Origin of the sequence: Providencia rustigianii (genome assembly GCF_900637755.1) — a bacterium.
Classification (GTDB): Bacteria; Pseudomonadota; Gammaproteobacteria; order Enterobacterales; family Enterobacteriaceae; genus Providencia; species Providencia rustigianii.
This window is the reverse complement of sequence record NZ_LR134396.1, coordinates 313,607-332,150: the sequence shown is the minus strand read 5'-3', so window position 1 is coordinate 332,150 and position 18,544 is coordinate 313,607. Positions and strand designations below refer to the sequence as shown.

At 43.1% G+C, this 18,544-nt stretch carries 15 protein-coding genes and 3 pseudogenes; 14 read left to right on the top strand and 4 right to left on the bottom strand.

The window, feature by feature from the left end; genetic code table 11:
* The first annotated feature begins 203 nt into the window (after positions 1 to 203).
* Entirely contained in the window at positions 204 to 404 is a 201-nt protein-coding gene (locus EL244_RS18360) for a hypothetical protein (RefSeq protein WP_126462697.1), read from the top strand.
* Between the two features lie 95 nt (positions 405 to 499).
* Positions 500 to 1,051, top strand: coding sequence for a helix-turn-helix transcriptional regulator (locus tag EL244_RS01520; RefSeq protein WP_126458240.1), 552 nt, complete (start codon positions 500 to 502; stop codon positions 1,049 to 1,051).
* A 94-nt stretch (positions 1,052 to 1,145) separates the two neighbouring features.
* On the opposite strand, the gene typA is transcribed toward EL244_RS01520, so the two are convergent.
* A complete protein-coding gene (typA, locus tag EL244_RS01515; protein ID WP_126458237.1) occupies positions 1,146 to 2,969 on the bottom strand; it encodes a ribosome-dependent GTPase TypA in 1,824 nt (607 codons plus the stop codon).
* 424 nt (positions 2,970 to 3,393) lie between these two features.
* Between typA and EL244_RS17960 the strand changes: the two genes are divergently transcribed.
* The 9 genes from EL244_RS17960 to EL244_RS01465 all read left to right on the top strand — a co-directional run bounded on the left by EL244_RS17960 (position 3,394) and on the right by EL244_RS01465 (position 14,472).
* Positions 3,394 to 4,212 carry a PadR family transcriptional regulator gene (locus EL244_RS17960; protein WP_230084824.1) on the top strand — a complete coding sequence of 273 codons (819 nt, stop codon included), beginning with the start codon at positions 3,394 to 3,396 and terminating at the stop codon, positions 4,210 to 4,212.
* Positions 4,213 to 4,579: 367 nt separating this feature from the next.
* Positions 4,580 to 5,989, top strand: coding sequence for a glutamate--ammonia ligase (gene glnA / locus EL244_RS01500; protein WP_006813783.1), 1,410 nt, complete (start codon positions 4,580 to 4,582; stop codon positions 5,987 to 5,989).
* A 167-nt stretch (positions 5,990 to 6,156) separates the two neighbouring features.
* Complete coding sequence (gene glnL, locus EL244_RS01495) at positions 6,157 to 7,206, top strand: nitrogen regulation protein NR(II) (RefSeq protein WP_006813784.1); 1,050 nt, start codon at positions 6,157 to 6,159, stop codon at positions 7,204 to 7,206.
* A 9-nt stretch (positions 7,207 to 7,215) separates the two neighbouring features.
* Complete coding sequence (gene glnG / locus EL244_RS01490; RefSeq protein ID WP_126458231.1) at positions 7,216 to 8,661, top strand: nitrogen regulation protein NR(I); 1,446 nt, start codon at positions 7,216 to 7,218, stop codon at positions 8,659 to 8,661.
* Positions 8,662 to 9,071: 410 nt separating this feature from the next.
* A complete protein-coding gene (locus tag EL244_RS01485; RefSeq protein WP_126458228.1) occupies positions 9,072 to 9,596 on the top strand; it encodes a fimbrial protein in 525 nt (174 codons plus the stop codon).
* 37 nt (positions 9,597 to 9,633) lie between these two features.
* Positions 9,634 to 10,302 carry a fimbrial biogenesis chaperone gene (locus tag EL244_RS01480; protein WP_126458225.1) on the top strand — a complete coding sequence of 223 codons (669 nt, stop codon included), beginning with the start codon at positions 9,634 to 9,636 and terminating at the stop codon, positions 10,300 to 10,302.
* Between the two features lie 24 nt (positions 10,303 to 10,326).
* The gene (locus EL244_RS01475; protein WP_412033779.1) at positions 10,327 to 12,846 is read left to right on the top strand and encodes a fimbria/pilus outer membrane usher protein; all 2,520 of its coding nucleotides are present in this window, start codon (positions 10,327 to 10,329) and stop codon (positions 12,844 to 12,846) included.
* Positions 12,847 to 12,857: 11 nt separating this feature from the next.
* Complete coding sequence (locus tag EL244_RS01470; protein WP_195848897.1) at positions 12,858 to 13,451, top strand: hypothetical protein; 594 nt, start codon at positions 12,858 to 12,860, stop codon at positions 13,449 to 13,451.
* Between the two features lie 40 nt (positions 13,452 to 13,491).
* Positions 13,492 to 14,472 (top strand): IS5-like element ISEc68 family transposase, encoded by a 981-nt coding sequence (locus EL244_RS01465; protein WP_000082736.1) that lies wholly within the window; start codon positions 13,492 to 13,494, stop codon positions 14,470 to 14,472.
* Positions 14,473 to 15,221: 749 nt separating this feature from the next.
* On the opposite strand, the gene EL244_RS01460 is transcribed toward EL244_RS01465, so the two are convergent.
* On the bottom strand, positions 15,222 to 16,226 hold the full coding sequence (locus EL244_RS01460) for an IS110-like element IS4321 family transposase (RefSeq protein WP_000427620.1): 1,005 nt from the start codon (positions 16,224 to 16,226) through the stop codon (positions 15,222 to 15,224).
* A gap of 189 nt (positions 16,227 to 16,415) precedes the next feature.
* Between EL244_RS01460 and EL244_RS01455 the strand changes: the two genes are divergently transcribed.
* Positions 16,416 to 16,784 carry a hypothetical protein gene (locus tag EL244_RS01455; protein ID WP_032677090.1) on the top strand — a complete coding sequence of 123 codons (369 nt, stop codon included), beginning with the start codon at positions 16,416 to 16,418 and terminating at the stop codon, positions 16,782 to 16,784.
* A 233-nt stretch (positions 16,785 to 17,017) separates the two neighbouring features.
* A pseudogene (locus tag EL244_RS01450) lies at positions 17,018 to 17,215 on the top strand (Tn3 family transposase); the annotation flags it as partial.
* A 33-nt stretch (positions 17,216 to 17,248) separates the two neighbouring features.
* On the opposite strand, the pseudogene EL244_RS01445 reads toward EL244_RS01450, so the two are convergent.
* Positions 17,249 to 17,733, bottom strand: a pseudogene (locus EL244_RS01445) (IS1-like element IS1B family transposase); the annotation flags it as partial.
* Between the two features lie 57 nt (positions 17,734 to 17,790).
* Between EL244_RS01445 and EL244_RS17955 the strand changes: the two are divergent.
* Positions 17,791 to 17,862: pseudogene (locus EL244_RS17955) on the top strand (hypothetical protein); the annotation flags it as partial.
* Between the two features lie 34 nt (positions 17,863 to 17,896).
* Here EL244_RS17955 and mrkF read toward each other — a convergent pair.
* The gene (mrkF, locus tag EL244_RS01435) at positions 17,897 to 18,532 is read right to left on the bottom strand and encodes a type 3 fimbria minor subunit MrkF (protein WP_000677445.1); all 636 of its coding nucleotides are present in this window, start codon (positions 18,530 to 18,532) and stop codon (positions 17,897 to 17,899) included.
* Positions 18,533 to 18,544: the final 12 nt, after the last annotated feature.

Sequence of the window (18,544 nt, the reverse complement as noted above, 5' to 3'; positions counted from 1 at the left end):
TTTAAATCAATCCCATATAACATAATCCCAAACATACTCCTAAAAAAGCTTCACGCCACTGCTTCCCGTCCCATTAACGATAGAATGTCGCCACCAGAGACGAACATCATTATTTTCTGGCGCCACACCGTTGACAAGCGTCAACAGTATATTTATTCTAAACAAGCAAGGGAGAAAAATACGTCGCCCATAAAAATAAGCATATTCAACAGGCCATTGAATATGCTGAGTTACAAGGCTGGTTCATAGTGATGGGCAGTCATTCTAGTCATTGCTATGCTAAGCTTCGTTGTGGAATTGAAGGGCATCAGGATCATATGCTAAGCATTTGGTCTACACCCCGCAATCCAGAAAACCATGCGAAGCAAATAAAAAGAATGGTTGATAAATGCTCGCCTCAATAAAGCGGTATTGACCATCCGACTAATCAAGGATGAAGGTGGTTTCCTCCACCTCACCTTTAATTAAATTCAAAATTTTGATTAAGGAATTGATGTCTATGGCGCTTCATAATTTCACTTTAGTTTTATCTGGTGTCAATACCGATACTGAAGGATTAGAAGACGCGCTCTATAATGCGGGATGCGATGACGCACTTATTTGTTTTTACGGAAAAACTGTCTACTTGGAATTTGATAGAGAAGCAAGCTCCCTTGATAATGCCATTTCTAGCGCAATCCAACAGATTGAAACCGCTAGCACCATTAATGCACGCGTAGAATCTATTGATTCAAGCTTGGTTGGATTGAGTGATATTGCTGAACTCGCCAATTTATCCAGACAAGCTATTGCTTTGTTTAAAGACGGAGCTCGAGGTAAAGGTGATTTTCCCAACCCAATCCAACGCATCAAAGGTCAGTCCCCACTCTGGAGTTGGGCTGAGGTAGCCGCTTGGTTGGTAAAATCAGAACGCATATCTCCAAATAGTATACTCGTTAAAAATGCAGATACGATTGAACAATGGAATATTGCACTAAGAACACGAGCTTCACATCAACGTGCTGAAATAGCTAAAAAAATACAGTTTCTTGAATCCGTGAAGTATCTATAACCCAATGTTGATATTTCTTCTAATTTTCCTAATTTGCTCGCATAAAAAAAGGTGCCATATAAATGGCACCTTTTTTCGATATCAAAGACTGAAATTAATCGTCTTTAGAGCGACCCGCACGACGGCGATCGTTCTCAGTCAAGTGACGCTTACGCAGACGAATTGACTGTGGAGTAACTTCAACCAGTTCATCATCATCAATAAACTCCAGAGCTTGTTCCAGAGACATTTTGATTGGTGGTGACAATGTGGTTGCTTCATCAGTACCTGACGCACGCATGTTAGTCAGTTTTTTACCTGTTAAGCAGTTAACAGTCAGGTCGTTAGAACGTGAGTGAATACCGATAATTTGGCCTTCATACACTTCAGCACCGTGACCTAAGAATAACTTACCACGATCTTGCAGGCTGTACAGCGCGTATGCAACTGCTTTACCTTGACCGTTAGAAATCAGAACGCCGTTTTGACGACCACCGATTTCGCCTGGGCGAACATCATCATAGTGACTGAATGAAGAGTACAGTAAACCTGTACCTGAAGTCATTGTCATGAATTCAGTACGGAAACCAATCAGACCACGGCTAGGAATGATGTAGTCTAGACGCACACGACCTTTACCGTCTGGCATCATGCCGCGTAGGTCGCCTTTACGCTCACCTAACGCTTTCATTACATCACCTTGGTGCTGCTCTTCAACGTCTAAAGTCACTTGTTCGAATGGCTCTTGTTTACGACCATCAACTTCACGGAAGATAACTTTTGGACGAGAAACCGCTAATTCGAAGCCTTCACGACGCATGTTTTCGATCAGAACAGATAAGTGCAGCTCACCACGACCCGAAACACGGAATGCATCTGGATCTTGAGTTTCTTCAACACGCAGTGCTACGTTGTGAACTAACTCTTTGTGTAAACGATCCAGAATCTGGCGTGAAGTCACATATTTGCCTTCTTTACCACAGAATGGAGAGGTGTTAACACAATAGAACATGCTGACTGTTGGTTCATCAACCGCTAGTGCAGGCAGAGCTTCAACGCTACCCACTTGGCAGATAGTGTCAGAAATGTTTAATTCACCTAAACCAGTCAGAGCAACGATATCGCCAGCTTCTGCTTGTTGTGAATCAATACGCTCTAAACCTAAGTGAGTCAGAACTTTACCAATTTTACCGTTGCGAGTTTTACCTTCGCTGTCAATTACAGTTACTTGCTGGTTTGGTTTAACAACACCGCGTTTAATACGACCGATGCCGATAACACCTAAATAGCTGTTGTAATCTAATTGGGAAACTTGCATCTGGAAAGGACCATCCAGATCAACTTTTGGTGGCTCAACATGATCAACAATCGCTTGATAAAGCGGTGTCATGTCTTCTGCCATATCTGTATGTTCAAGACCTGCGATACCCATTAATGCAGACGCATAAACGATAGGGAAGTCTAATTGCTCATCCGTTGCACCTAAGTTCACGAATAAGTCGAATACTTGGTCAACAACCCAATCAGGACGTGCGCCTGGGCGGTCGACTTTGTTGATAACAACAATTGGTTTTAAACCATGGTCGAACGCTTTTTGTGTTACGAAGCGAGTTTGTGGCATAGGGCCATCCATCGCATCGACAACCAGCAGAACACAGTCAACCATAGACATAACACGTTCAACTTCACCACCGAAGTCGGCGTGACCTGGGGTGTCTACGATATTGATGTGGTAGCCGTTCCATTGGATAGCGGTATTTTTAGCAAGGATTGTAATACCACGCTCTTTCTCCAAGTCATTGGAGTCCATAACACGCTCATCAACAGTTTCACGTTCACCAAAAGTGCCCGACTGTTGTAATAATTTACCAACCAGAGTTGTCTTGCCATGGTCAACGTGAGCGATGATGGCGATGTTTCTTAAGTTTTGAATTGACAAGGATTTTTACCGTTTCATTGACAGGAAAGGAATATGCTTTTGAGTCGTTATATAGCCCAAAGCATACTTTCTACATTAATTTGCTGTTATTTTACACGTTTTTCCACACAAGTGGAATAAATGTGAAAGCCATCACTATTAAAAAAGTTTTTAGCTAAAAAACATTCAGTTGCGTCACAGTGCAAAAATACTTAAAAAAATTGTTGGTATCAGCACTAGGAAATCACAAAGTGACAGAATAATACGCTAAAAAGCAAATATTAGCAGCCGAAAAAAAGAATAAAAAATAAACTTTCTTTGCCTGTCACTCTTTTAAATGTCTTTTTCTTTATTTCGATATATCTAATTTGACACTTTAGATATATCGGAATAGAGTATTCTCAGAATCTAAATTAGATATATCGAAATAATAACAGAGGTTAATATGAGAATACACACTTGTCGTCATGTTTATTTTTCTCACCATGATGAACATCAGCGAGGCCATGGTGGTTGCTGCCATGGTGAAGAACGCAACAACCATGAACACGGTGAAGGTTGCCACGGCGAAGGTCGTCATGGTCATGGACACGGTGAAGGCTGCCACGGCGAAGGTCGTCATGGTCATGGACGCGGTGAAGGCTGCCACGGCGAAGGTCGTCATGGTCATGGACGCGGTGAAGGCTGCCACGGCGAAGGTCGTCATAGTCGTGGACGCGGTGAAGGCTGCCACGGCGAAGGTCGTCATGGTCGTGGACGCGGTAAAGGTTTACGTCGCTTATTTGATCACGGCGATTTGCACATTATGGTACTTTCTTTAGTGGCAAAAAAACCAAGCTACGGATACGAAATTATTAAAGATATCCAAGAAGCCTCCAGCGGTTTATATGTTCCAAGCCCTGGCGTTATCTATCCAACACTGACTTTGTTGGAAGAACAAGGTTTCTTAGAATCACAAATTGTTGAACGTAATCGCAAAAGCTTCACCATTACAGCCGAAGGTGCTGAACATTTAGCACAGAATAAAGACATTGAATCTGTCATTGCTCGTAAGTTGGCAAAAGCCCGTGAACTCCAACAAGGCAGTAATTTATCAGAAGATATTGAAGTGGCAGTAAGTCGATTTAAAGCCTTGCTACGCCATAAAATGGTTTTAAAGCAGCTGAGTGAAGAACAAACTCATCAAATTGCAACGATCATCAATGACGCAGTAAAACAGATTGAAGAAGTCAATGCGCTATTAACAGACAGCGATGATGAATAATCACGAGCATTGAATTAACTCATCCAATCATAAATACAAACAGCTTTGAGTCTGAAAATGGCGCAAAGCTGTTTTGTTCTCCTCTCCAGATAGATAATACGCACCATATTGGTGCAACAAATCTTTCTCTTGCACCAATCCAGCTCAATGATAGACTGTTTTTTAGTCGAATCGTTGCTATTCTTTTATAACAATCAGTATTTACTATGATTTAAAAAGTTGGCACGTTTTTCGCTTATAGTCCCTATAGAGAGCTTACTCAGTCATTAATGAATGAGTCATTAATGCAGTAAAGCCAGATAAACCAACCTGCGTATGACTTTAATTATCTACGTCTGTTGAATAGACCCGACCAGGAGAGCCGAGAATGTCCGCTGAACATGTTTTATCGTTGATCGAAGAGCACAATGTAAGATTTATTGATTTGCGTTTTACTGATACAAAAGGTAAAGAGCAACATATCACTATCCCTGCTCATCAAGTAGACGAAGACTTCTTTGAAGAAGGCCAAATGTTTGATGGTTCATCAATCGGTGGCTGGAAAGGGATCAATGAATCTGACATGGTGCTGATGCCAGACCCATCAACGGCGCTATTAGACCCATTCTACGCAGATAATACCTTAATTATTCGTTGCGATATTTTAGAACCTGGCACTATGCAAGGTTACGATCGCGACCCACGTTCTATCTCTAAACGTGCGGAAGACTTCCTGCGTTCGAGTGGTATTGCAGATATCGTTCTGTTTGGACCAGAGCCTGAATTCTTTGTATTTGATGACATCCGTTTCGGTAACAGCATGCACAGCAGCTATTACCATATCGATGATATCGAAGCAGCATGGAATACTGGAACCAAATACGAAGGTGGCAACAAAGGCCACCGTCCTGCAGTTAAAGGCGGCTATTTCCCAGTACCACCCGTCGATTCTTCACAAGATTTGCGTTCCGCTATGTGTACTACAATGGAGGATATGGGCTTAGTTGTTGAAGCTCATCACCACGAAGTAGCGACCGCTGGTCAAAACGAAATCGCAACCCGCTTTAATACCATGACGAAAAAAGCGGATGAAACTCAAATTTATAAGTATGTTGTACATAACGTTGCGCACGCTTTTGGTAAAACAGCGACCTTTATGCCAAAACCATTAGTCGGTGATAATGGTTCCGGAATGCACTGCCATATGTCGTTATCTAAAGATGGCGTCAACCTATTTGCCGGTGATAAATACGGCGGTTTATCTGAAATGGCACTGTATTACATCGGCGGTATCATCAAACACGCACGTGCTCTGAACGCATTTACTAACCCGACGACTAACTCATACAAGCGTTTAGTCCCAGGTTTTGAAGCTCCAGTGATGCTAGCTTACTCTGCGCGTAACCGTTCTGCGTCTATCCGTATCCCAGTGGTAGCTAGCACCAAAGCACGCCGTATCGAAGTGCGCTTCCCTGACCCAGCAGCAAACCCATACTTAGCGTTTGCCGCTCAGTTGATGGCAGGTCTTGATGGCATCATCAACAAGATCCACCCAGGCGATGCCATGGATAAAAACTTGTACGATTTACCGCCAGAAGAAGCAAAAGAAATCCCAACGGTTGCGGGTTCTTTAGATGAAGCGCTGGCAGAATTAGATAAAAATCGTGAGTTCTTGACCCGTGGTGGCGTATTTACTGACGACGCTATTGACGCTTACATTGAATTACTGCGTGCGGATATCCAACGCGTTCGCATGGCACCACACCCACTCGAATTTGAAATGTACTACAGTGCGTAACACGCCGTTCCACTGATAGTCTTTGTTGCCGTGAAGCACTTGCCCCATCTAAATGATGGGGCCTTTTCTCTACGAACTGAGTGGTAAACTGCAAATATTGGCGTCGACGTATCGGTTACTTCGTAAATAACGTATAATGCACCAAAATAGTGCAGGAGCAATATTACATGAAAACCGAGCATTTACCCGCCTCCGAATATCTTCTCGATTCTCTCATCAACAGTGTGTTAGTGCTGGATTATGACCTGATTATCCATTATGCCAACCATGCTGCTCTGCAAGTTTTAGCCCAAAGCCCACGCAAACTGTATGGCACCCCGCTCCCTTTACTCTTTAATTATTGCTCATTAAATGATGAGCTGATGCTTAACAGCTTAAAAGAGGGGCACAGTTTTACCGAAAATGAAGTCACTCTGGTAGTTAACAGTCATTCTCATATGATGTCTCTTAGTGCTCAACCTCTATCCGACCAATTTATTCTCGTAGAGCTTTCTCAACTGGATAGCCAGCGACGTCTTAGCCAAGAGCTCGCGCAAAATGCCCAACAACTCGCCGCCCGAGAGCTGATTCGAGGGCTCGCCCACGAAATCAAAAATCCCCTTGGTGGATTACGTGGTGCTGCACAACTTTTGTCTAAGGCGCTGCCCGACCCGCAGCTTAATGAATATACCCAAGTGATTATCGAACAAGCGGATCGCTTACGCGCCCTTGTCGATAGATTACTTGGACCACAATATCCCGGCCCCAAAACCGAGCAAAGTATTCATCACAGCGTCGAAAATGTGGTGCGCTTAGTTTCCTTAGAAAAACCGGAGAATATCACCTTAATCCGTGACTATGATCCAAGCCTTCCTGACCTTGAATATTATCCGGATCAGGTAGAACAAGTGCTTCTCAACATTACCCGTAATGCGCTGCAAGCGTTATCAGAATCCGGAGGGAATATTACCCTTCGTACCCGCACTGCATTTCAGGTTATGTTACAGGGGGAGCGCTATCGCCTAGCCGCACGGATTGATATTGAAGATAATGGTCCCGGTATTCCACTCACAATCCAAGATACCCTATTTTATCCCATGGTGAGTGGGCGCCCAGATGGAACAGGGCTAGGCCTATCCATTGCCCGTAGTTTGGTGGACCAACATTCAGGAAAAATTGAGTTTACCAGTTGGCCGGGACATACCGAGTTTTCTATTTATTTACCCATCAAAAAATAGGAGATAGCTATGCAGAAGGGAAAAGTTTGGGTTGTTGATGATGACAGTTCTATCCGCTGGGTACTTGAACGAGCATTAAATAATACGCAGCTCACCTGTACCTGCTTTGATAGCACCACAGCGGTACTTACCGCTCTCGAAAATGACTGTCCCGATGTATTGTTATCTGATATTCGCATGCCAGGTATGGATGGATTAGCTTTACTTTCTCAGTTAAAACAGTCCCATCCCCTGCTGCCCATTATTATTATGACAGCACATTCCGATCTTGACGCCGCCGTGAATGCTTACCAATCTGGTGCCTTTGATTATCTCCCAAAACCGTTTGATATTGATGAAACTGTTGCTCTTGTTGAGCGCGCTCTAAATCATAGCCGAGAACAAAACAGCGCAGCTGGCGGTAAACCGCAAGCAACAATAGTATCCTCCACCATGATTGGAGAAGCCCCAGCAATGCAGGAGGTGTACCGTATTATTGGTCGCCTTTCGCGCTCATCAATTAGTGTGTTGATTAATGGGGAATCTGGCACGGGAAAAGAGCTGGTTGCTCACGCGCTACACCAGCATAGTCCTCGAGCAAAAGAGCCTTTTATCGCGCTAAATATGGCTGCTATTCCTAAAGATTTGATTGAATCAGAGCTATTTGGTCATGAAAAAGGCGCGTTTACTGGCGCTTCCCAAGTTCGCCAAGGCCGCTTTGAGCAAGCTAATCGCGGCTCATTATTTCTTGATGAAATTGGTGATATGCCCCTTGATGTGCAAACTCGATTATTACGCGTACTTGCTGAAGGGCAATTTTATCGAATCGGCGGATATACCCCTGTGAAGGTCGATGTGCGGATTATCGCCGCAACCCATCAAGACCTAGAAAAACGAGTCAAAGAGGGATTGTTCCGTGAAGATTTATTCCACCGGCTGAATGTTATTCGAGTGCAATTACCGCCATTAAGAGAGCGAACTGAAGATATTCCACGCCTTGCTCACTACTTTTTACAAAGTACCGCCAAAGAACTGGGTGTTGAAAGTAAAATTCTCCATCCCGACAGTCTTAAGATTCTTCAACGTTATCACTGGTCAGGAAACGTTCGCCAATTAGAGAATGTCTGTCGCTGGTTGACCGTTATGGCGGCTAGCCAAGAGGTTTTACCTCAAGACCTACCCGCAGATCTATTTAATAAGCAAGAAATAGTAAAATCGACCAAAACCTCTGAGGTCTCCCCCCAGAACATGGATGAACTCAATGTACCTTGGTTTAAATTGCTCGAACAATGGACAGATGCCTCTCTACAGCAAGGTAAGCAAGATTTATTTAATGAGGCAATGCCGTTGCTAGAAAAAACCATGCTGAACTGTGCCCTGAAATATACGCATGGACATAAGCAAGAAGCTGCCCGCTTATTAGGCTGGGGAAGAAATACACTTACCCGTAAATTAAAAGAACTCGATATTGAATAATAGCCCTCCTGGGCTATTATTATCTTTATTATAACTTCATAAATAGATCGTCGTTTAATTTTAAGCACCAAAACAATCAAATAAAATAGAATGATATAAATAAAACAAATCAAGTTCAGATTAAAAACAAAATCCAACACCATCATTATAAACACAAAAAGGATATAATATTTATTTTTTTAAATATAAATCAAGTTAAGAAAATTAAAAAATGAACAAACAATATATTACGCACATTACTAATGACTCATTTTGACTGCAACAGAATATCCCACCGAATAATTAAAAAATATCAATAAATCATATCAAAACAAAAAATATAAAAATACGAAGTAAATAACCAAAAGTCTTCTAAAATTAATATAGCTCACAACAAAAGAGCTAAATAAATTATTTCAGGAGACGATAATATGAAAAAATACACATTCACAGTATTGATTGCTGGAATAACATTCCTTCCAAATTCTCTAACTTTTGCTGCTGATGGAACCATCGAGTTTATTGGCGATATTATTGATCAAGCTTGTGAAATAAAAACTGAATCAAAAAACATCCAAGTCCAATTAGGACGCATCCCAAAAGCAAACTTACCAAATGTTGGTAGTAAATCTATTCCCGTAAAATTTACGATTACACTCGTTAATTGCCCAGTCTCAATAAATAGTGCGACAGTTTCATTCGATGCCACGTCTTTTCCCGGGGATAACTCAGTTATCGCGCTGAAAGCAATACCGAATGCTGCAAGTGGAGTTGGAGTCCAATTAACAGATAATAAAAGTGCCGTCATTACACTACTAACCCCCTCTAATGAGTATCCGCTCCTACCAACAGTTGAAAATAGTTTAGATTTTACAGCCAATTATATTGCTAAAGCTATTCCAGTTGTCGCAGGATCAGCCAATGCTTCAGCGACCTTTTTAATTAGCTATAACTAAAACTAGTAGGGTTATACATAACTTGGATGGCAATAATATGAAGAATATTTGCACTTATTTTGTACTTTTTTTTACATTCATCACCACTTGCCATGCAGGAATCATCATTGGCGGAACACGGGTTATTTATAATGAAGGAAGAAAAGATGCCAGTATTGACATTGAAAACCCAGATAATATCGCCTATTTAATTCAATCATGGATTGATGATGAAAATGGTCAGTCTCAATCAATTTTCTCCATAACTCCACCTTTATTTAAGCTACCAAAAGAAAGCACTAATACTTTACGGATATTTTTGACTGAGGATATATTACCTAATAATAGAGAGTCTCTTTTTTGGTTAAACATTAAAAATATCCCCTCAGTAAAATTCAAAGAAAATTCATTACAAATCGCATTTAGGACTCAAATGAAACTCATTTATCGACCTCAAACATTAAAAGATGTCGATTTTATTCAAGAGCAGAATAAGCTTATATGGTCAAAATCCAGCGATAAACTTATCGCTAAAAACCCAACCCCTTATTATATTAATTTTCAGCGTATAACATTCAATGGTAAGCAACTAAAAAATGTTTCTTATGTTGCACCTTTTTCAACAATCACATTTAGTGTTAATGACTTGACTCAACATGGCGTCGTCAAATGGGAATTAATCAATGATTTTGGTGCAACAACCAAAGCCTCAGAGAGAAAAATATAAACATTTATAATGAAAAATCTACTAATGAAATGTTATTTTTTAATGCTGTTTTATTCATGCAGCATGACCATTTCATATGCTGAAAATAATTTCAATAACGATAAAAGTCAATCTTATGAGGATGATTCATATTTTGAATCTGATTTTTTAGAAGGGATAAATAAAGACAATATTGACCTATCTCAGTTTGATAATAACCAACAACTAGAGGGTAATTATTTTGTTTATATCTATATTAATAATGATTTTATGACGGCAAAAAAAATAATATTTAAAAAAGAAAGCGACAATAAACTACGCCCTTGCTTTTCTGCGGATGATCTTCGCAGTTTTGGCATCAAACTAAAACAATTTCCTGCATTACAGCGGGAGATCAACCACTGCATAAACTTAGCAGCCATTCCAGATGCTAAAAGCGATTTTAACTTCAAAACACAACGCCTGTACTTAAGTATTCCACAAATAGCCTTAGAAAAAACACCTCGAGGTTTTATTGATTTAGCCAACATTGATAATGGCATAAATGCGACGTTTCTCAACTACAGTTATAGCGGGTCAAAAAATTACAGTCGTAAACATCAAGGAACCGCAACAGCAAACTATGCGAATTTACGCCCCGGAGTCAATTTAGGCGCTTGGCGTTTACGTAATTATTCTACATGGACTCATAGCGATAATAATGTGAATCAGTGGGATACGGTTTACACCTATGCCTCACGCAATATCAACAGTATCAAAAGTCAGCTCACCCTAGGGGATGGCGTTTCTCCTGCAATGGTTTTTGATACAGTTCCATTTCGTGGGATTCAATTATCGACTGATGATGATATGTATCCAGAAAGTTTACGAGGCTATGCACCGACAGTCAGGGGGATTGCCCGTAGTAATGCCCAACTCACTATCCGTCAAAATGGCTATATTATCTACCAAACCGAAGTCCCTGCGGGTGCTTTTGAGATTAATGATCTCTATCCCACAGGCAGTAGCGGTGACCTGTATGTCACAATTAAAGAAACTGACGGAGGTGAACAACATCTAGTTGTTCCTTTTGCTTCACTTCCTATTCTACAACGGGAAGGCTACCTATTTTACAGCGCAACTCGTGGGCAATACCGTTCTTATGATAGCCATGTCGATAAAACAGATTTTACCCAAATTTCATTGATATATGGTCTATCTCATGGCGTTACTGCTTATGGTGGTTTGCAATACGCGGATCATTATAATGCTCAATCATTTGGGTTTGGCAAAAATCTAGGGGATTTTGGGGCATTATCTTTAGATATCACTTACGCAAATGCCTCACTCAATGACAATTCAAGCCATCAAGGGCAATCATACCGCTTCAGGTATAACAAAAATCTGAATGCTATCGGTACCAATATCGCATTAGCTGGCTACCGCTACTCAACAGATGGTTACTATAGCTTATCGGAAACGTTAGATAGTTATCGAGATACCTACTATTTCCCAGAAATTGAACGGAAGCGAAATCGAGCTGAAACGACTGTAAGTCAAAATCTTGGCGGCTCTTATGGTGCAATTTCAGGAAGCTATATTAATGAGGATTATTGGAATAGTCATCGAAAAACCCAATCAGCCAGTTTTAGCTATAACAACAGCTGGAATGCCATCAACTATAGTGCGAATTACACCTACAATAAAAATAGTGATTATTTTTCCTCAACGGACAGTGGCACAAGAGGAAAAATTAACCATCTATTATCGCTATCCATAAATATTCCTTTTAATTTTTTCGACAGTACCGCTTATATCAATATTAATACGACAAATAACAATCGCAGCTCTAGCTCCAGCAATATAGGCATTTCAGCATCGCAACTTAACAATCGTTTAAATTGGAGTATGCAGCAGGGCTTGATTAATGAAAACCATCAAAGTACAGGAAATATTAACGCCTCCTATAAAGGTCAAATGGGAATGGCATCTGGAGGAAGTAGCTACAGTAAAGATGATTACAACTTCTATTATGGTGTCAATGGTAGCTTGGTTGCCCACTCAGGCGGATTAGTTCTTGGACAGCAACTGGGGGAAACAGCCGCTCTAATCGAGATCCCTGAAACCCCCAATGTATCTATTTTAAATAATGCCGGAGTCAGTACTAATCAACAGGGGTATGCCTTAGTCCCTTATGTTTCTCCTTATCATAAAAATACGCTCAGCATTGATGTTTCAGCACTACCAGATAATACAGAAATAGAACTTACTAGCCGAACTGTTATCCCAAGTCGAGGGGCATTAGTAAAAACTCATTTTAATGCCAATTTAGGCTATCGAGCTTTTATGACCCTAACTATGGAAAATGGACATCCAGTTCCTTTTGGAGCGCAAGCAGTCTTTGCTGACAATAATCTGATAGATAGCATTGTTGATGATAAAGGAAAGGTATATCTCTCTGGACTCAGTGAACAAGGGGAATTTGATATTCAATTTAACAATCAATTTTTATGTCATGTTAAATATGATTTAACTGGTTTATCTGATTATCTCGGGCTTTATAAAACAGCGGCAACATGCCAATAAAAGGAAGAAATATGAACCGCACACAGATATTGAAAAAAATATGGTTACCCAGTGGTATATTTCTGTATTCCCAATATACAGCAGCCGCCTGTATTCAAAATCCTAATTTTATGAATCTCATTTTCAATATTCCCCCGCGAGTTTATAACATTCCTTATGATGATATAACGACACGAGATTTAGAAACTATCGTGATTCCGTATGGAACCGGCCCATTGGATACCAATTCACCTAGAGGGCGAGATTGTGGGGTGACTGATTTACATGGGCGATTTATTAATGGCTGGGTTCCGAATACAAATTCTATAGCGCCCACAAATATCCCCGGTATCAGCATGTCGATTCGAACGGGTTCCACCCTTTGGTTTAACTCTTATGTCCCCGGTAGAAGTACACCAAACTGGAATATCACTGAAACCAGCTGGCATGTCATCATTAAAAAAACAGGCCGAGTTACACAACCGGGAACATTCACTCCGGGAAGAGCGGCTCAGTTATACCAGACCAATACAAAACCCGTGAATTCAACTTGGTATTTAACTACGCTCAACATTCCCAATAATGCGATCACCATTAAGGAAGGTGCGAATAAGTCCGAGATGTGAGATCATCGTGTTGTAACCTGAACCCAGAATGAGTAACCGGATGAGCCAGCAACTGACTTTTGCCGACAGTGAGTTTTCCAGTAAACGCCGCCAGACCCGCAAAGAAGTTTTCCTTGGCAGAATGGATGACTTGCTTCCCTGGGACAAATTACTTGGCGTTATCGAGCCTGTGTATCCCAAGGCCGGTAATGGTCGCAGGCCCTATCCGCTGGAAACCATGCTGCGTATTCACTGCATGCAGCAATGGTACAACCTGAGCGATGAGGCCATGGAAGATGCCCTCTATGAAATCGCCTCCATGCGCCAATTTGCTCGCCTGTCACTGGATAAAGCCATTCCAGACCGCACTACCATCATGAATTTCCGGCATTTGCTGGAGCAGCATGAACTGGCCCGCAAAATCTTCAGTACCGTTAATCACTGGCTAGCAGAGTGTGGCGTTCTAATGACCCAGGGCACCTTGGTGGATGCCACCATCATTCAAGCCCCCAGCTCTACCAAAAACAAACACAACAGCCGTGATGAAGACATGCACCAGACCAAGAAAGGTAACCAGTGGTACTTCGGCATGAAAGCGCACATTGGCGTGGACGCCAAAAGTGGCCTGACCCACAGTCTGGTGACCACGGCGGCTAACGAGCACGACCTCAATCAGGTTGGCAAGTTACTGCATGGCGATGAGGAATTTATCTCAGCCGATGCTGGTTATCAGGGGGCCGAAAAGCGCGATGAGCTCAGCGATGTCAGCGCAGACTGGCTTATCGCCAAGCGTCCCGGCAAAGTGAATGCATTGAAGCAACACCCGCGCAAGAACAAGCTGGCCATCCGTTACGAATACCTGAAAGCGAGTATCCGAGCGAAGGTTGAGCATCCATTTCGGATAGTAAAATGTCAGTTTGGTTTCGTCAAAGCCAGGTACAAGGGGCTGGCTAAAAATGACAGTCAACTGGCGATGTTATTCACCCTGGCGAACCTGGTTCGAGTTGACCAATTGATACGGGCACAGGCGAGATCTACCTGAAATGAGGAAATTGGCCTGAAACAGGGCCAAAATCAGCCACGAAGAGACGATTTTGGGCTGAAAATTGGAAAATTGAGCCACAGGACGTCGATAAAGGACGGTTTGGGGCGTCATATCGGGAGCTGCGGACCACTTAATCGCAACTTCCTTAGAAAATAAAGACTATTACACTAAAAGATTCATGAAGCTAAATACGGGTAGCAAAGCATATGAGAGCTATGATTTTTCAAAAATATCCATAGTATTAAACGAATTAATAAAAGCTTGTTCTAAAATATCATCAGATATTCGAAGTAAACAGTTAGATGACCAGTATCCAGATTAAAAAGGTTTCTGCTTGGAAAACGGAATAAACTACGCTAAAACTGTTTTTTGACCAAGGCGCTTCTGATTGACTCCCGAATGGCGGGGCTGCGGCGTTTCTGTGTGCGAAACAGAGCGATTGCATACATCGTGCCGATAGCGGCTTAACGGGGTCCGCTTGGAAAAAGGAATCTATGGTCACTCCCGTTTTTGCAACACCGATTTTGACGATAAATTGGCTTGCTTGAATCTATCCGGCGTCTGAATGGGATTTTATTCCCGCGCCTCGATGAGTTCCGCGCCTGATGAACCTCCAGAAAATATACGGCTTCAATGAGCCTTTCCGTTTTACAGGTTCCTCAACAGGCCGGTGGGCCGTTAGTATCATCAATATCAGTATTCGCAAAACCAGATCAGTGATTCTTTAAACCGGTGTATTTCTGCCGTTATGCTACATAAGTTTGCTGTCGTGCCGTTAGGGCCCAGGCTATTCTGGCCAGCTTGTTTGCCAGAGCACAAGTGACGACAAAGTTGCTTTTCCTACACAGTAGATCCCTGACCCAATCGGCCAATTTGCCAGACTGGTGTTCCAGTTTTTGTATGAATACCCTGGCACATTGAACCAACAAAGTTCGGATCTTTTTGTTACCTCGCTTACTAATTCCCAGCAATGTCGTCCGACCTCCCGTGCTGTACTGTCGAGGCACTAGCCCTGTTGCCGCCGCAAAGTCACGACTGCTGGCGTACTGCTTCCCGTCGCCAATCTCAGTTGAAATAGTACTCGCTGTCAGTGTTCCGACGCAGGGAATGCTCAGCAAGCGCTGTCCAATCTCATCTTCGTCCAACTTTCGTTTCAACTGGGATTCCAAATCTTTAATCTGCTCAACAAGATAGTGATAATGCTGTTGTAATTTCAGCAATAACTGGCTGAGGTATAGAGGCAAACTATTGTCCTCAAGAAGGGTACTCAGTCGGCTAATAACGGCAGCTCCTCGTGGAACGCTGATGCCAAATTCCAGCAGAAAAGCATGCATCTGATTGGTTGTTTTTACCTTATCCTGAACCAAGGATTCACGGACACGATGCAGCGCACGCATTGCCTGCTGAGATTCAGTTCTGGGCTGTACAAAACGCATAGACGGACGCGATGCAGCTTCACAAATAGCTTCGGCGTCGACAAAGTCGTTTTTGTTACTTTTAACGAATGGACGGACAAATTGTGGTGATATCAGCTTAGGAAAATGCCCCAACTCTTCCAACTTGCGTGCCATAAAGTGAGAGCCACCACAGGCTTCCATTGCGATGGTTGTAGCGGGGCATGTCGCCAAAAATTCGATTAACTTTGGCCGTGTAAATTTTTTACGGTAAACAGCCTTGCCGCGACGATCTTGGCAATGAATATGGAAAGAGTTTTTACCCAGATCGATACCAATGAGCGCAATGTTTTCCATGATAGTTCTCCGAATGAAAGCCTATCCTCAGCATAGTACCGGGAAGGAGGGAGTGACCATCTCATTAATTATCCTACGCTAAGCGCATTTTTTGCACAGATGGCTACCGACTGAACGTAACGTGTGAGTCATGATCAGAAATGTGTTAACTCTAGGAATTGACACGACTTACTGTTTGATGGGGAAATCATGTTTAGCTATCTCAAGGCTATGTATCATCAATCAAAAATTCAGGCTGAACTCAAGGTACAGATACATGAACAAACTACGGTTAATGCTATCTGTCATCACCCTGAATCAATCGAGATCATTGCGGTTTGTTCGACTGATGCGTATTACCGAAAACGTAAGGACGCTGCTTTTCTGACAACCTGTTCTGTGCTCATGCGTACTTTAAAAGATGAATCCGTACCGATGGTACTACGGAAAACAGCATGGCGATTATTGAACGAAAGATACCAACGAATTAAGTTAAATCAGGCTTATAGGATAGAAAATTTCTTGCTTGTTGCCGATTTTGAATATGCTCTCGAAGAACATGATGAACTAGCAGAGTAGTACTAGTGAGGCGATGAATACCGACAGTTAACGTGCATGTGACTTAAACGTCCGAAACCGAACGATTACGTACAGCATGTAGACAACATGTCCGAAAGTAAGCAAAACCATTAACGGACAGCCGGATCATTTCGTACATCCCTTACGGTCAGGGGTTCGCGCTCAATGGAACGAAATCACCCGTTAGCTTAAAACGCTTAACGTAGGATAATTTCCTTTTTCCAAGCGGACCCGTTTATATGCAGGAAGCCTTGTCGCACCTGCGTAGCACTGGGGAAGGGCCAGAAGATGAACATATCGCGCGGCTTTCGCCTCTGATGCATGGTCATATCAACATGCTGGGACATTATACGTTCACACTACCGGAGGATATTATGAAGGGGGAATTGAGGCCGTTAAATCTCAATTTAAACAATGAATTACCTCCTTAGCGTGGTTTTTTACATCATTGGCCCTCAAACCCCTATCACCACGTCAAAGGGTGACAGCAGGCTCATAAGACGCCCCAGCGTCGCCATAGTGCGTTCACCGAATACGTGCGCAACAACCGTCTTCCGGAGCCTGTCATACGCGTAAAACAGCCAGCGCTGGCGCGATTTAGCCCCGACGTATCCCCACTGTTCGTCCATTTCCGCGCAGACGATGACGTCACTGCCCGGCTGTATGCGCGAGGTTACCGACTGCGGCCTGAGTTTTTTAAATGGCGGAAAATCGTGTTGAGGCCAACGCCCATAATGCGGGCGGTTGCCCGGCATCCAACGCCATTCATGGCCATATCAATGATTTTCTGGTGCGTACCGGGTTGAGAAGCGGTGTAAGTGAACTGCAGTTGCCATGTTTTACGGCAGTGAGAGCAGAGATAGCGCTGATGTCCGGCAGTGCTTTTGCCGTTACGCACCACCCCGTCAGTAGCTGAACGGGAGGGACAGCTGATAGAAACAGAAGCCACTGGAGCACCTCAAAAACACCATCATACACTAAATCAGTAAGTTGGCAGCATCACCGGTTTGCTATCCAGGGACATTACTGGCGGGAAGTCAGTATTGAACAACTGGTCGCCGATGATATTGCCATGTAAAAAAAGCCGGGAATTCCCGGCTTTTTAACGTCACTTAATTATAAACTAATTCCCACGTTGCCCAGCTGGTAATCGGCCCGCTGGTGGCGCTTTTCGGCGTTGGCGAAACATAGCCAACGTAATAGGTGAACAGGCCGCCGCTGACCGCGCTTTCCTGCAAACGCACCTGATTTTGCTGCGGGTCCGCCGGGACAATTTTATTACTCTTATCCAGCGTATTATTATCGTTAGTCGATAGCGCCAGATAAATATTCTGCGCTCCATCCGGCAAGGTATTGGCCAGATACCCGGCGTTTTCGTTACCGACCGCCGTCAGTAAAAAACCATCGACCCAGCGCACGCTGACCCGACGCACCTCATCCTGCGAGGCTGCCCCACCATCATGGCGCAGCTGGCAGTTTGACAGTGCCAGGGTAAACGGCTGCGGTTTCATAAACGCCCCGGCACCGCGATCGTGGACTTCCGCCAGGCTGACCGGCGCCAGCCAGACATTACCGCTGCCGGCATGCTGGCCGCCGTTTAGCGCGATGCTACAGGAAATATCCGTCACCCGCCCGGCAAAATCGACCCGTCCGCGATCGTAATTGGTCTCAAAACCCCACGCCGAGGGGGCGGCGAGGCTGCCGCAAAATAGCAGCCACGCGATAGTGTTTTTCGGCAATCCCTTCATTCCCCCTCCCGT

What these genes read in the sequence shown, in the direction of transcription:
- EL244_RS01520 (WP_126458240.1), top strand. Translation starts at nt 500, where the DNA reads ATGGCGCTTCATAATTTCACTTTAGTTTTATCTGGTGTCAATACCGAT.
- EL244_RS01465 (WP_000082736.1), top strand. Translation starts at nt 13,492, where the DNA reads ATGAGCCAGCAACTGACTTTTGCCGACAGTGAGTTTTCCAGTAAACGC.
- EL244_RS01460 (WP_000427620.1), bottom strand. Translation starts at nt 16,226, where the DNA reads ATGGAAAACATTGCGCTCATTGGTATCGATCTGGGTAAAAACTCTTTC.
- mrkF (WP_000677445.1), bottom strand. Translation starts at nt 18,532, where the DNA reads ATGAAGGGATTGCCGAAAAACACTATCGCGTGGCTGCTATTTTGCGGC.
- glnG (WP_126458231.1), top strand. Translation starts at nt 7,216, where the DNA reads ATGCAGAAGGGAAAAGTTTGGGTTGTTGATGATGACAGTTCTATCCGC.
- EL244_RS01455 (WP_032677090.1), top strand. Translation starts at nt 16,416, where the DNA reads ATGTTTAGCTATCTCAAGGCTATGTATCATCAATCAAAAATTCAGGCT.
- glnA (WP_006813783.1), top strand. Translation starts at nt 4,580, where the DNA reads ATGTCCGCTGAACATGTTTTATCGTTGATCGAAGAGCACAATGTAAGA.
- EL244_RS01485 (WP_126458228.1), top strand. Translation starts at nt 9,072, where the DNA reads ATGAAAAAATACACATTCACAGTATTGATTGCTGGAATAACATTCCTT.
- EL244_RS01470 (WP_195848897.1), top strand. Translation starts at nt 12,858, where the DNA reads ATGAACCGCACACAGATATTGAAAAAAATATGGTTACCCAGTGGTATA.
- EL244_RS01480 (WP_126458225.1), top strand. Translation starts at nt 9,634, where the DNA reads ATGAAGAATATTTGCACTTATTTTGTACTTTTTTTTACATTCATCACC.
- glnL (WP_006813784.1), top strand. Translation starts at nt 6,157, where the DNA reads ATGAAAACCGAGCATTTACCCGCCTCCGAATATCTTCTCGATTCTCTC.
- EL244_RS17960 (WP_230084824.1), top strand. Translation starts at nt 3,394, where the DNA reads ATGAGAATACACACTTGTCGTCATGTTTATTTTTCTCACCATGATGAA.
- EL244_RS01475 (WP_412033779.1), top strand. Translation starts at nt 10,327, where the DNA reads ATGAAATGTTATTTTTTAATGCTGTTTTATTCATGCAGCATGACCATT.